Here is a 14605-nt window from a genome sequence, read left to right as displayed (position 1 = left end):
ATGGGAAGGTTCTTAACTTCCCTTTTTGAAACAATAGGAGCATAAGAAGTTGGCCATTTGATTCCTTTAGAATCTTTCCAGCATAAGATCAGTATTTACGGCTATAGCTGCTTTGCTTCCATCAGCAGCAGCAAATAGTAAGGATGATGCCCCTTCTTTTTCGGTTTCTCCAGCAACATAAACATTCTTTTGGGATGTTCTCCCTGATCCATCTGTTACTAGCACTCCATTTTCATGGACATCTAATCTTAGCTGCTCGACAAACTGATTGGAACGATAATAAGAAGGAGAAACAAAGCCCCCCGTTCTATTAATCTGCCTTCCTGATGTAAATACAACTTGCTGAAGATACCCGTTTTCTCCTATTAAGCTCTTTATTGGTTCGGTAACGATTGGAACATTCCGCTTAAGAAATATTTCTTTTGTATTTTGGGAAATCGCTGCACCATTTGTTGCTATTACTAAATCCTTCGACCAATTATAAACTAACCTTCCCATATGTAATGCTTGTGCTTCCGTGTAAGCAATAATAAGAAGAGCTTGATCTCTTAGCTCCCAGCCATCGCAGTATGGGCAGCTAAAAAGGCTTTTCCCATAATATTGTCTCGCATTAGGAATGGGAATGACCTCTTGCACACCAGTCGCTAAAATGATTTTATCTGCTAAGTATTCTTTATGTTTTTTCGTTTTAACAAGAAACACTTCAGCCTCTCTTAACTTTTCAATTTCCGTTACCGTATCCTTATAGGGAGAAATGCTCGGATAATTCATTAAATCATTCATCCCTAAATCCTTAAACATCTGCGGATTTATTCCATCTCTTGTTAGAAAGCCATGTGATTCATGACTTACTCTATTTCTATTCGTCCCATCATCAAAAATAGCCACACTTCTTCTCGTTCTTCCCAGTGTCAGCGCAGCACTCATCCCAGCTGGACCACCACCAATAACTATACAATCAAGAATATTCATCTCCATAGATTCCCCCTTTTTCTTCTATTTTAAGTATATGAACGACATTGCCTTCGTAGTGCTAGAATAAATTTGTAAAAAAAGAAACCGTTCGTCTGTTTGTTTTGTCTAATCTGTAGGTAGAAAGGAGAGGGAATTGTGGAGAAGCAAGAAAAAGATAAATTGCTTACAAACGCGATGGATGCATATGGCCATTATTTATCCCGACTTGCCTACGCCCTTGTGAAAGATAGGGAAAAAGCAAAGGACATTGTGCAGGATGTGTTTATTCGTTATTATTTGCAGCTTGATCAATTTGAAGGTCGATCTAGTGTGAAAACATATTTATATCGTATAACGGTAAATGAATGCCGAAACTACTTTAAAAGCTGGGCTTATCGAAAAGTCGAAGTTTCGAAGATTAAGAACACTTTTCTGATCCATAAAGAAACACCCGAAGAAGCCTATTTAAAACAAGAAAGTAAAAATTATCTTGCCGACTTACTTAATAAACTGCCAATAAAGTATAAGGAAGTCTTATGGTTATATTACTATGCTGAATTATCTACACAGGAAATCAGCGAGATATTAAACTGTTCCAGCAATACGGTTAAAACTAGACTAGCGAGAGGACGGAAGAAAGCACAACTAACCATGAGTGAGGAGGAGATAAATCATGCCAAAGAACATTAAACAATTATTTGATGAAACAATCCCAGCGGATATCACCCTTTCCGAAGAAAACAAACAAAAGATTTTACGAAATGCAAACCAGCAAATGCAAAATATTAATCAAAGAAAACGAATAGTCCGTCCAATATTTAGTGTAGTTGCCATTATTAGTCTTCTCCTTATTTTAATTAGTCCTTCTCTAGTAAACCGGCTTTCAACACACTCTTCTTTTCATACACCGCTGGAAAAAGTAACTATACCAAATGTTGATTATTCATCTTTAATCCATTCTTTCTATATAAAGGAAACGAACGAATTGATTTATGCTGATAAAAAAAACATTTATTCTTATTCCCTCACATCGCACTCACAGCAAGTACTTGTCGAATCTAGTGCAAACATTGATACATATGCACTGACAGCAAATGCGCATTGGCTTGTGTGGGGAGAAAGAAATAATAAGCTTTTTATTAAAAATCGAAAAACACTGTCGCAGAAAGAATATAAAAAAGACATTATAGGAGATGTTCAATTGAAAGGAAATACATTAATTTATGATGATATTTCTGGATATAAGCAGTTAAATTTATCAACACTTAAGGAAACTAGCATTCATGGTTTCACGGGAATTTCCAGAAACAGTAAAGCTGATTTAAATCGTAATTTACTTGTTATTCCTGAGCAGTTTAAATCAAATAACAGAAATAAAACGGAGTTTTTTGTCTATAATCTAACCAGCCGAAAACAAGTTGGGAAATATAGCGTTCCCTATAAAGCAGCTGAAAACGTTACTTTAATAAATAATAAAATATATGCAGCCTTTTCAAATGACGATAAGAGACCAACTATTTTAGGGTATATTGATCTCTCTAATGGAGAATTCCATGAAATCCACACACCACCTTTCACTACTTATGCTGTCTATAAAAATTACATCGCATTAAGTGTAGTGGAAAAAAATACAGATACAGTTAAACTATATCAATTAGAAAATGAAAATTTAAAGGAACTATCCATATTCAATAACATAAAAGAACGCCTAGTCATGCCCCGTTTCACCGATGATGGATCCTTAATAGTAAACGGAGAGGCAGCAGATTTTTCTATGTACTTGCAGGATGTAGAATGAGAGCAGAGGGACGGTTCTTGCGCTTCCCTTTTTCAAAAATAGAAGCCGTAAAACGTCTCTCTGCGTATTTTATATTACGTATTCTCGATAACGATTATAGTCTTCTTCTTTGCATTCGATAGATAGGAATATTCCTTCTTCCTTATATTCTGTTGAAAGGATATTTGCCTTTTCCGTCAAATAGGATAATACATTCCCTTTATCATACGGGATAGTCATTTCACAGGAAATATACTGCTTAAAGACATTTTTAGAAATAGCTTCCACTAGTTCATTTATTCCAATTTGCCTTTTAGCAGAAAGATAAACTCCATCTGTTCCTGCCATCGATGTATCTCCTGCTGCTAAATCTATCTTATTAAAAGCATAGATAGCTGGGATATTTTCCGCGTTAAGCTCTTTTAAAGTCTTATTAGTCACATTGATTTGCTCTTGATAATTTGGATTAGAGTAGTCAACGACATGAATAAGCAAATCAGCTTCCGCCACTTCCTCCAAGGTCGACCTGAATGCTTTTACTAATTGGTGCGGTAATTTACTAATAAATCCAACTGTATCTGTTAATAAAAAGGATTTATTTTTTGGCAATGTAATATTGCGCACTGATGTTTCAAGGGTTGCAAAGAGCATATTCTTTTCAAACACCATTTTCTCGGTTGCAGCATGATATTTTTCAAGCAGCACATTCATTAAAGTCGACTTCCCAGCATTCGTATAGCCAACGAGTGCAATACTTGGCAACTCTTTCTTTTTTCGCATCTTTCGCTGGTTTTTACGTTGGACCACGAGCGTATCTAACTCTTTATGCAAGCGACTAATTCTGTCTTCAATCCGTCTTCGATCCAATTCAAGCTTCGTTTCCCCTGACCCTCTATTTATAAGGCCAGATCCTCCTCCTTGACGACCTAGTGATTCTCCTAAACCAGCTAATCGAGGCAGCATATATTGCAATTTTGCGATTTCAACCTGGAGCATCGCTTCTTTTGTCTTCGCTCTTTGAGCAAATATATCTAAAATCAATACTGTTCTGTCAATGATTCGGCAATCTGTTGCTTCCTCTAAATTACGAACTTGGGAAGGAGACAGCTCATCATTGAAAAGAACAGCCTGCACGTCCTTCTCCGCAAGCAATGCAGTTAACTCCTGCAGTTTCCCTTTCCCAATATAGTGTCCAGAATGAACCCGATCCAACTTCTGCGTTATCTCTCCCACTACTTCTATATCACAAGCTTCTGCCAATTGAATTAGCTCTTCCATTGAATTAGCAAAGTCTTCTTTCTGATCATAATGAACGCCTACTACTATCGCTTTTTGTTTTCCTTCCATTCCTGTTCCTCCATTCTGTTCATAAAAAAACACACAGGTGGCCACCTGTGTGTGAAGCAATCGGAATAAGGAAGAGGAATAGTATATATAAAGTAAACCCTAAGTCTAAAATGGGTTTCTAAAGAAAATATTATTCCATTTTAATAAAAAGAGAGCATAATTCTCCCCTTTTACACCACATCATTATAAATAACGTTAATGAAAGGTTGCTTTTAAAAATAGGCAAACTAATCCCGATTACTCTACACACAGGCAGAGCCTTTAAGTACTATAAAATTAGTTACATAAAGTATACAATCGAGATAGAATTCCACATCTTAAAGCAACCCTCCATTCATCTAATTAACATTATTATACCATAAATGGGAAGTAGAGGGGCAATTTTTCTGTTTTCTGCTGAATATTTTTCTTATAAGAAAAGCGCTGGTTTAGTCAAGCTTCCCCTTGTACTCTCGATACTTTTTTGTAAGATTCCTATCCAGTTTGTTTAAAAGCTTGGAATACTTTCAAAAACAGGAGAACCTCCTCGATTTCCTTTATTCTTTATGAAAAGCACAGCTAGTTATGTGGTCGTTGACTATTCCGACTGCTTGTAGATAGGAATAGATAGTTATGGGTCCTACAAACTTAAACCCTCTTTTTTTCAAATCTTTGCTGACTTTCTTTGATAGGTCAGTTTGCGCTGGTATTTCGCTGTCATACTGCCAATTTGATATGATTGGTTTTCCATCTACATAAGACCATAAAAATTCAGCAAAACTTCCGTATTCTTTCTGTATTTCTATCATTGCTAAGGCATTGCTTTTAACTGATTTAATCTTTAACGGATGTTTCACAACCTCTGTATTAATTCGGATATTTTCCAACTCTGTTTCTGTTAGGTTTGCACAGTATTCTAAATCGAAATCGTGAAAGGCCTTTTTGTATGCTTCTCGCTTTTTTAAAATGATTGACCAAGACAATCCAGCTTGTGCTCCCTCTAGCACAAGCATTTCAAACAAATATTGATCATTATGACTTGGAATACACCACTCTTTATCATGATATTCTCGCATCAAGTCACTGGAATTTGCCCAGGCACATCTAGTTTCCATCAAACCATCCTCTTTTAAAAATTATTCTTATTCTTAGTATAATCCAATTAACCTGACAACAGTATGTCATATTTTGAGACCACTTCTCGCTTCTCTTTTCTTTGGATGATACACTTAATTAAAAAAAATAATTTTACCCGTTTAATTTTGTTCTACCTGGCCGTTATATATAGGAAAAGACTTTAGGAGGTAAAATAATGAAAAAAATGTTCACTAAGCATTTTACAGAGGAATCAAGAAATTTATTAAATGAATTGGAAGAAATGATTTCATCCTACTCCGAATCCTTATGGAACTATTGTAAATATGTTACAGGTTCCCCTTGGGATGGAGAAGATTTATTTCAAGATACAATTATTAAATCATTTGGAATGGTTCCACAAAGGTGGCATGAGATTACAGATAAAAAGAACTATCTTTTTCGAATCGCGACAAATACTTGGATTGATCAGTGTAGAAAAAGGAAAAGAGAGATTGGAATCTTAGAAGATATTCCAACCCCTTCCGTTGCTTTTACAGATCATCTACTCTTAGAAGAGATTCTACTTTCTTTGGAATCAAATTTAACGCCTAAACAAACAGCTGCCTTTCTTCTTCTAGATGTTTTTCATTTTAGCGCCGAAGAAGTTGCAGGAATTGTAAAAAGTACTCCAGGCGGGGTCTATTCTTCCGTTCAACGCGCTCGAAAAAAAATTAAATCCTTAGACTTTTCTAATTCTGAAACATATACAGAAGCTAATTTTGCACAAAAAGAAACTATTCAAGCTTACCTGCAGGCATTCAATGAAGGAAATTTAGATAAGATGTTACGTCTTTATAGTGATTATGCTCAAAATGAAGCTTTCCTTGGCTTCCAAGAGTATTCCAAAGACGAAATGCGTAACGGCTCTCTCATCTACGGATTACCCGGACATACAGCAATGTCAAAAATCTTATGGGGAAAACCTGTTATTATTGTATTAGCAGAAATCGATGGGCAATTAAAAATTCACGATATTCAAATACAAGAAATCGAGAATGGCAAAATCGTCAGCCACCAAAGCTACTTCTTCCGCAAAGAATTTATTTTAGCAGCAGCCGAAGAATTAGGAATAGAAGCTCAATTAGATAAACCACCATTAAAATGGTGACAGAGGAGCGGTTCTTCCGTTTCTCTCCATATTCCTCAATAAGGAGTCTTCCCATGAAAATAAGTAGACTGTTTCAAATTATCTATACATTGCTAGAAAGAAAAATGATCACGGCTAACGAACTAGCCGATAAACTTGAAGTATCTGTTCGAACTATATACCGCGATATTGAAGTTCTTACGGAGTCTGGCATTCCTATTTATACAACCCAAGGTAAAGGTGGCGGAATTACCTTGATGGATCAGTTTGTACTCAACAAATCACTCCTTTTAGACAAAGAGCAGGATGAAATACTATTTTCCCTGCAAAGTCTATCTGCCACTAATTACCCAGATACAAGCGATATTTTAGCGAAACTAAGTCATCTATTTCAAAAAAGCGAAACTAAGTGGATTGAGGTAGATTTTTCAGCATGGGGCAGTGATACAAAAAGAAAGGAATACTTCTCCCTTTTTAGACAAGCCATTCTAGAGCGTCATATCCTCTCGTTTCACTATATCAATTCGAATGGGGAAAAGAGCTTACGGCGAATTCTTGCGACAAAATTATTGTTTAAGGATAAAGCCTGGTATTTAGAAGGTTTTTGCCTAGAAAAATCGGCGAATAGAACTTTTAAAATAAACCGTATGTCTAATATAGCTTTAACTAATGAAATTTATGACAACATAAAAAAAACGGAAGAATTAATTTTAAATGATTCTTTGGATGGGGATTATTTAGAATGGGCAGACTTAGTGCTCAGAATTAGTTCCAGAGCCAGTTATCGGATTTATGATGAATTTGAGGAAAAGGATATCTCAAAAGAGAAGGATGGCTATCATATCATTTGCACCTCTCATATAAAAGGGGAATGGTTATACAGCTACCTATTATCCTACGGGAATTATTTAGAAGTGATCGAACCCACAGACATAAGAAATGAAATAAAAAGGAGAATTCAGCAAATGATGAATCAATATTGACTTTGCCATTAATTCTTTGGTTTTATTGCTGACTTAGCATACACAAAGGGACAGTTCTCCCTCCTTCCCGAAGAAAAGCAGGAGTATCGTCCCTTCATATTCTTATACTTTAAATCTACTAATTAGTTCTTGTAAATTCTCCGCTAAATTCGATAAGTCGGAAGCAGAGGACGCAATTTCTTCCATGGATGCAAGCTGTTCTTCTGCTGAAGCTGCCACATTTTGAGAATGCATAGAAGTATTCTCTGATATGTTAATGATTCCAGATACGGTTGATGAAACTTGGTGCGTACTTGCAGAAATTTGTTCAGAGGTTGCCGCCATATCCTCCGTCAACTCTGTCATTTTTTCCATAAAGTGATAAATCTCTTGAAAATTATCCTTTGTTTGATTAACAACTTCCAATCCTGCTTTTACATCCGTATTTACTTTTTCCATCGATTGATTGGATTGTGTCATATCTTCCTGTATTGTTTTAATCAATAAGGCAATTTGAGAAGATGATTTTTGAGATTGCTCTGCTAATTTTCTCACTTCATCTGCAACTACCGCAAAGCCTTTCCCATGTTCTCCAGCTCTAGCCGCTTCTATGGCCGCATTTAATGCTAATAAATTCGTCTGGTTCGCAATATCTGTAATGACCTTTGTAATTTCTTCAATCTCTTGGGATCGATTATCTAAATTCTTCATTACCTTTCCACTTATTGCCACAGAACGATTGATTTCGTGTATTTGGTTTACAGTCTTATCCACAAAAAAGCTGCCTTCCTTTGCCTTCTCTGTTGTACTTTTACTCATATCAGTAATAATAACAGCATTAGCGGCAATTGATTGAATCCCTTTTGAGACCTCTTCTAAAGCAAACGAGCTTTCCTGAACACTAGTAGTCGATTGATCTGCCCCATCCGCAACTTGCTGTATAGATTCTGTTATGGTCTCTGTTGCTTTGCTAGTCTCTTCCGCACTTGCTGTTAATTCTTCTGAAGAAGAAGCAAGTCGCTCAGAGGACAACATCAATTCATTTACCATCAACTTAAGGTTGTCTGCCATTTTATTATAGCTATCTGACAAGAGACTTAATTCATCACCAGCATTGTCTTGAATATTGTTTGTAAAGTCGCCTTCTCCAGCCAATTTTAAGGCAGCTGTTAAATTAGAAAGTCTCTTTTTCAATTGACTTGTATAGAAGTATACGACAACAGAAGCTAACACTATCATCATCACCAAGACCACGATAAACTTCCATAAAAAGGAGGATATAATACTATCAATAATTTCTTGAGAAGCTCCAACATATAGAATTCCAATAACTTCTCCTGCTTTGTTCTCTAGAGGCATGTACGCAGTTTGATACAATTGGCCAACTACATTTGCTTCCCCATAAAATCTTTCTCCTTGATCTAATACTGTACTCACAACTTCTGGGGAGGCCTGTGTGCCAATTGCTCGTTCTCCATTCATCATGACATTCGTCGCAATGCGTGTATCTCCTTGGAAAACAGTTACGGTATCACCAGTATCCGCGCCTATTTTATCTACAACCTCAAAATTATCATTGAGAACCGTATTTCCTTTATATAGTTTATCTTCTTTGATTTCCCAATCACCTGGATATTTATTATTTATATACCGATAAGCAAGTCCAATATCCCCTTTTGCTTTCTCTGTAGCAAATTGTTTCATTCCTCTTGTTATTTCCTGATTTACTAAAAAACCGATAACCCCAGACAGAACAATAATAATTGCAAAAACAATTATATTTATTTTTGTTCCTAGCTTTAATTTTATTTTCATACCTTTCACCCTTGTTCCCTGTTCATTTTCTTTATATTGCTCTGCTTCCCCCAAGTAGAATCATTAAGCGTTAAAAAAAGACTCTTAATAAAGAGTATTTACTACACCTAATTACAGATTGACCTGTTATAAGCTACCACCCTAACTTACATGACATCCCTTGACTCTTTTATAAAACACTAATAGCACTATTACTATCGGTGTATTATTTAGAATGTTTATCAAATAATAAACTTGATAAATATGGTAATAAAAAGACGATTCTCCCGCTTCCTCTATGGAATGCAGGAGAACCGCCCTCTGCGTACTATTTACGAACGAAATATCCAATCACCACACCAATAAGGGCGGGTAAAACCCAGCCTAACCCTATCTCGTAAAAGGGGAGAATATTCTCGTAAAAATGCCCAATCTCCTCAAAAAAGCTAAGCTTAGCTTCTGGGATGCTTTTTACAAGTGCTTGATAGCCATCCAATATACTTACAAAGAATGTTAGCACCATTGCCGTTAGGTACACACTTTGCTTGCCTTTGAATAATGGCGAAAAAAGAGCAAGTATGATAAGCACAATTGCTAAAGGGTATAAGAACATGAGCACAGGTACTGCAAATAGAATAATTTTATTTAAGCCTAAATTGGCAAATAAGAAAGAAACAACACATAGACTAAGCACAAAAGTCTTATAGCCAATCTTCGGAAATACTTCATGAAAAAATTCACTACAAGACGTTATTAATCCAATACTTGTTTTTAAACAGGCAAGCACAATGATAACCGCAAGCAAAATGCCGCCAAAAGGACCAAAATAATGCTTAGCTACTGCAGCAAAGATAAGTCCGCCATTTTCAAAAGTTCCTACAGCTTGTACACTAGAAGAACCCATATAAGTGATAAATCCGTAGATAAACATCATTAGCAGCATGGCAAATATTCCTGATTTCCATGTTGTCTTCGCAATACTCTTTACATCCATAATCCCCTTCCCTTTAATAGCGTTAATCACCACTATACCAAAGGCTAGAGATGCTAGAGCATCCATGGTGTTGTATCCTTCTTTAAAACCTGTCATAAAAGCATTATTTAGATATGCTCCCTGTGGCTCTTGAAAGCTCCCCATCGGGCGAACAACACTTACTATTATTAATAAAAATAAAAACAGCAGAAAAGCAGGAGTCAGATATTTCCCAATCACATCCATAATCTTTGCCGGATTTAAGGAAAAATAGTAAACCAGTAAAAAGAAAAGAAAACTAAAAATAGCTAAAAATAAAGCAATATGGCTATTAGCGACAAACGGTTCAATCCCTATTGCAAATGGAACTGTCGCTGTACGTGGAATAGCAAAGAATGGACCAATCGTTAAATAAAGAAATAACGAAAAGAGAAATCCGAACACTGGATGAACGCGACTTGAAAGCTCGCGCAGGCCATTGCTTCCTGATAAGCCAATTGCTAATATACCGAGAAAAGGAAGCCCAATCGCTGTTACTAAAAAGCCAGCTAGCGCAAGCCAAAAGTTTGTTCCCGCAAGCTGTCCAAGCTGAATAGGAAAAATTAAGTTTCCCGCTCCAAAAAACATACCAAAAAGCATCGTCCCAATTAGAGCATAAGTTGAAAAAGAAATTCTTGATTGCATAAATCTAATACTCCTTTATAAATACATATAAATTAGATAATACGGGAACGTTTAAAAGTACACAACAACTTTTTAAATGAATTTTCACATAATACCTTCTAGACTATTAAAGAACTTTCTTCAAAATCTCTCCTGGCAGGCCTTCTATTTCTCCAATCCATGCTGAAGTAAATCCTCTACTCACTAATATTTTTCTCGAGGCTCTATTAGCAGGATCTATAATTGCCTTTATTACCTTTATATCTGTATGCTTCACTAATGACATCAATCTATCCGCAACCAGACCGCCATATCCCTTCCCCCAATGTTCTGGCAAAAGCATATAGCCAAGTTCTGCTTCAGCAAGCTCTTGCTCCGTTAAAGTCACATGACCAAGCCCTATAAATACTTCTGAGGCTGGTTGAAAAAAAGCATATGATCCAAAGATCTGATTCTTGTCATTGCGGATCAATAATTTCTCAAAGTCAGCCTTTGCCTCTTCTAACGGAATAGCTCTTTCTGTAATCTGGGCCATCACTCGCTCATTAGAAACTAATTGGTAATATAACTCAAAATCATTTGCTGTAAATTTACGATATAGCATGACTGCTCATCACCTTCCTATTATATCCGCTTTTTTCTATTCTCTTCCGTAAATATGACAATATAGTGAAATCCGCATATCCAAAACTATTTGATGAAAGCTAAAGATATTCTAAAACAAGAAAGGAATTTTTCCATGGAAAAAAAGTTAAACGTATTAATGTTTAGCGGGGACTACGATAAAGCAATGGCTGGTTTCATTCTAGCTAATAGTGCCCGGGAAATAAATGTGGAGGTAACCATGTTTTTCACCTTTTGGGGGCTTTTATTACTTCGTGATCCCGAAAAAGTCGATTTGGAAGGTAAGTCCTTTTATGAAAAAATGTTTAGCACCTTCCAACCTAAAGACGTAGAGCAGCTTCCTTTATCTAAAATGAATTATGCTGGTCTAGGTAAAATAATGATGAAGGAAATGCTTGAGGAGGAAGAAGCTTCACCACTTATAGCTTTCTTAAAAGGGGCAAGAAAAAAACAAGTTAAGTTTCTTGCCTGCAAATTATCAGTTGATATACTTGGATTTAAACAAGAAGAGTTTTATCCAGAAGTCGAAATTGTCGACGCTAAGGTTTATCTTAAAGATGCTTTAAAGTCTGATATTCAGCTTTTTATTTAAAGGTTCCCATATCATCAAAAGGCGGTCTCTGCTGCATTAGGCTTCAATTGACGAACATGGTTTAAATAAGCTTTCACCCCTTCCGCCTCTTCTAAGGGATAAAGAAAATCCATCTTTCTGCCAACTTCTAATCCGATTTCCTCAAATAATGCTGTCATAGAAAATAACGATTTCCAGACTAGACTATAATCGCCACTCGGATAGGTATGCATGAGCCTTTTCCATGTATCATCATCAATATACTGTTTTAAGTATTTACTGTTTTTTCCTACACTAAGGGAAAAATCTGTTTCGATGCCTACCTTCCATTCCAACATTTTTAACAGCATCACCCTTATGATATTCATATGGTCAATCGCATAAAGAATTTCTCTTCTCCATAATCCCTTAACAACATAGGTAGAGACCCACCAAAATTCGTTACAGCAATCAGAAAATTGTTCGGCAGTTGGCTTTTTTACCCAATAATCTTTATCTGTACTAGGGGGTATACAAGGGAGACTATTGTCTTTATCTAAGAGAATCACCGTCAACCCATCCTCCTGACAATACTTGTTCTTTTCCTCCAGCGGAACAAGGGTTAAGTCGATGCGGTTACCATCCGTAAATAGCATAAGATAGGAAAATCTTCCGCCTAGCTCTGCCGGAAAAAGCGAGGAATCCTCTGGGGTTTGCATAATGATTCGTTTCCCAAAAACATCAATCCAGTTAGGCTCATTCAAAAAAGATTCCATATCATCTACTAGATAAACAATATCAAAATCCTGAAAAGCATCCTTCGGTACATTTGGATTTGTTCTCGAGCCATTCATGCAAACAGCTCTTACTCTCTTATCCTGATTAGCCACTTTTAACACTAAATCTAATATTTGCTTCTCTGTTCTCATGCTATCCCTCCAATTATATTTATTCATATGTTTCTATTATTCTATTTATAATTGGCGGGGCACGAATCCAGCTCCAATGTCGTTATAAAAATCCCTCAAATAGGTTCATAAAAGCCACTCCTTTCTAATAGATAATATACGGACCAAAATATACAGTTAACAAAATAATGTGTACACCAACAAAATAGATAATCCTCGGTGCACCTGTCCATTCATTGATACGTTTTGTTAGTATGGATAAAAAATAGGAAATAACCGCAAATAATAACAAATAAAAATAAGTACTGCCCGTAAATGTTAGGTACTTAGGTGCAGTTGCAAGTATATTCGGAACAAAGAAACGATCCTTCCATATAACTGCTGCAATCAAATAGATTCCAATTCCGGTATAGAAAATCCACGGTGGATTGTAATCAACCTTTCTACTAAAAAATACATACATGAAAATAACAAATAGTATTGGCCACAATAACCATATAAAGGAAAGTGCAAAGGCGAAAAAAGAGGTGGAAATCATTCCAAATGTTTTGCCAAATGCCTGCAGCCAATCCTCAGATGTATGTTTTATTTGTTTGTTTATTTTTGTAATTTCATTGGAAGAAACATAGACTTTATTGCCATCTCCATGTAAATCCATCCATGCAATCATATCTTCATTTAACCATTGTGGAATAGTCGATATCGCAGCTGTATTGCTTCGTCGCTCCGTCTTTGTACTTCCGTTTTCCCCTATTTCCGATTCATAAATATTGAATCCAGTCTTCTCATTATATTTCGTTTCTGTATAACCATTCGCCTTAAATAGCAGGCGCGGCTTTCCATCCCTAAAGGTAAATGCAACATCTGAAATTTCTGTTAGCTTCCCATTCTCCCTTGCAGGATCTTGGAACGTTAACTCATATTGCACAGCCTCTTGTCCTTTTGTAATATCAATTTCTGCATAATAGTTGAAAAACTCTGGTTTTCCTTGCGTTAATTCTAATTCCTCTTGAAGCAATAACGCCAGTTTTTGATCTTCAAACGTAAAAGATATGCCATTTACTATCTTCCCAGGATCAACCTTTACCTTTGTTTCATATAAGTGGTTGACTTTCCCATCTTGGACACGAGATAAAGCAAGGTCAACATTGCCCTTTTCCTTTGCAAATAATAGAAGGTGAATGCCATCCGCATTTTCCTCTACTGCTAACTTTTCCTTTTCTAGATCAATATCCATAATTTCCGACGTTTCTTTTGTTTCAGGATTTAATTGAAAAAGCTTATTTTCTTTTATATAGAGAATAGTTTTCTCGAGTGGAATAAACTGCTCTACATCCGCAACTAATTGTGTCTTATCTTGGTCAAAAATATTTTCATAATCAAAATAAATAAGCTCATCATTTCCCTGATATATTTGTGTCCATTTGTCTACAGGTATATCATAATTTTTCTCTTCCTTGATCCTAAAGTCATTGGTCATGATAGCCGTCTTTAACTTATTTTCCTGAAAGAAAGAGAACAAGTAACCTCCATCACCCGTCTCCTTGATTGCCGGCAGTTTATTTACTTCAGATTGTCCAACTAACAATCCTTTGCTCCAATCCGGCCCTGGCTGCGCTGTCACCTTAGAAAAATTTTCAAAAAACAATAAAAACAGTCCTAATAAAATCAGCACCCCTGGTATGATCCAATATAATTTCTGTAGTATCCAGGTCTTCATCTTATTCCCCCATATTGTTCCAAATAAATTCTCTTTGTATTATGAATAAAATAATAATAGCATATTTTCTGACAAAATATGCTAGAGAATTCTATTCATTTCTTTTCTTACTCTCATTGTATACAAACTA

General features: G+C 36.0%; 13 protein-coding genes. 5 read left to right on the top strand and 8 right to left on the bottom strand.

Features of this window, described 5'->3' with window-relative positions:
* Positions 1-66: 66 nt before the first annotated feature.
* On the bottom strand, positions 67-972 hold the full coding sequence (locus MHH96_RS06955; RefSeq protein ID WP_341118109.1) for an NAD(P)/FAD-dependent oxidoreductase: 906 nt from the start codon (positions 970-972) through the stop codon (positions 67-69).
* A 138-nt stretch (positions 973-1110) separates the two neighbouring features.
* Here MHH96_RS06955 and MHH96_RS06950 point away from each other — a divergent pair, with 138 nt between their 5' ends.
* Together MHH96_RS06950 and MHH96_RS06945 are read left to right on the top strand one after the other, a co-directional pair.
* A complete protein-coding gene (locus MHH96_RS06950) occupies positions 1111-1644 on the top strand; it encodes a sigma-70 family RNA polymerase sigma factor (protein WP_095320609.1) in 534 nt (177 codons plus the stop codon).
* Positions 1628-2752 carry a hypothetical protein gene (locus tag MHH96_RS06945; protein WP_047943982.1) on the top strand — a complete coding sequence of 375 codons (1125 nt, stop codon included), beginning with the start codon at positions 1628-1630 and terminating at the stop codon, positions 2750-2752. Before MHH96_RS06950 ends, MHH96_RS06945 begins: the two co-directional genes overlap by 17 nt.
* A gap of 69 nt (positions 2753-2821) precedes the next feature.
* On the opposite strand, the gene hflX is transcribed toward MHH96_RS06945, so the two are convergent.
* Together hflX and MHH96_RS06935 are read right to left on the bottom strand one after the other, a co-directional pair.
* Complete coding sequence (gene hflX, locus MHH96_RS06940; protein ID WP_047944022.1) at positions 2822-4078, bottom strand: GTPase HflX; 1257 nt, start codon at positions 4076-4078, stop codon at positions 2822-2824.
* A 536-nt stretch (positions 4079-4614) separates the two neighbouring features.
* Entirely contained in the window at positions 4615-5172 is a 558-nt protein-coding gene (locus MHH96_RS06935) for a DNA-3-methyladenine glycosylase I (protein WP_016201422.1), read from the bottom strand.
* A 197-nt stretch (positions 5173-5369) separates the two neighbouring features.
* Between MHH96_RS06935 and MHH96_RS06930 the strand changes: the two genes are divergently transcribed.
* Together MHH96_RS06930 and MHH96_RS06925 are read left to right on the top strand one after the other, a co-directional pair.
* A complete protein-coding gene (locus tag MHH96_RS06930; RefSeq protein WP_047943981.1) occupies positions 5370-6302 on the top strand; it encodes an RNA polymerase sigma factor in 933 nt (310 codons plus the stop codon).
* Entirely contained in the window at positions 6296-7264 is a 969-nt protein-coding gene (locus tag MHH96_RS06925) for a helix-turn-helix transcriptional regulator (protein WP_321198362.1), read from the top strand. Before MHH96_RS06930 ends, MHH96_RS06925 begins: the two co-directional genes overlap by 7 nt.
* A 102-nt stretch (positions 7265-7366) precedes the next feature.
* Here MHH96_RS06925 and MHH96_RS06920 read toward each other — a convergent pair whose 3' ends face one another.
* The 3 genes from MHH96_RS06920 to MHH96_RS06910 all read right to left on the bottom strand — a co-directional run bounded on the left by MHH96_RS06920 (position 7367) and on the right by MHH96_RS06910 (position 11277).
* Positions 7367-9058 carry a methyl-accepting chemotaxis protein gene (locus MHH96_RS06920; RefSeq protein WP_047944021.1) on the bottom strand — a complete coding sequence of 564 codons (1692 nt, stop codon included), beginning with the start codon at positions 9056-9058 and terminating at the stop codon, positions 7367-7369.
* Positions 9059-9365: 307 nt separating this feature from the next.
* Complete coding sequence (gene brnQ, locus MHH96_RS06915) at positions 9366-10694, bottom strand: branched-chain amino acid transport system II carrier protein (RefSeq protein WP_341116950.1); 1329 nt, start codon at positions 10692-10694, stop codon at positions 9366-9368.
* Positions 10695-10800: 106 nt separating this feature from the next.
* Entirely contained in the window at positions 10801-11277 is a 477-nt protein-coding gene (locus MHH96_RS06910; RefSeq protein ID WP_047943978.1) for a GNAT family N-acetyltransferase, read from the bottom strand.
* A 135-nt stretch (positions 11278-11412) separates the two neighbouring features.
* On the opposite strand from MHH96_RS06910, the gene MHH96_RS06905 reads away from it, so the two are divergent.
* The gene (locus MHH96_RS06905) at positions 11413-11889 is read left to right on the top strand and encodes a DsrE/DsrF/DrsH-like family protein (RefSeq protein ID WP_047943977.1); all 477 of its coding nucleotides are present in this window, start codon (positions 11413-11415) and stop codon (positions 11887-11889) included.
* 14 nt (positions 11890-11903) lie between these two features.
* On the opposite strand, the gene MHH96_RS06900 is transcribed toward MHH96_RS06905, so the two are convergent.
* Entirely contained in the window at positions 11904-12776 is an 873-nt protein-coding gene (locus MHH96_RS06900; RefSeq protein ID WP_047943976.1) for an aminoglycoside 6-adenylyltransferase, read from the bottom strand.
* A 124-nt stretch (positions 12777-12900) separates the two neighbouring features.
* Entirely contained in the window at positions 12901-14475 is a 1575-nt protein-coding gene (locus MHH96_RS06895; RefSeq protein WP_047943975.1) for a hypothetical protein, read from the bottom strand.
* Positions 14476-14605 lie beyond the last annotated feature (130 nt).

Origin of the sequence: Niallia sp. FSL K6-0212 (assembly GCF_038007605.1) — a bacterium.
GTDB classification, from domain to species: domain Bacteria; phylum Bacillota; class Bacilli; order Bacillales; family Cytobacillaceae; genus Niallia; species Niallia circulans.
Note: the sequence above shows the minus strand (reverse complement) of the source record. Positions and strands in the feature narration are given on the sequence as shown.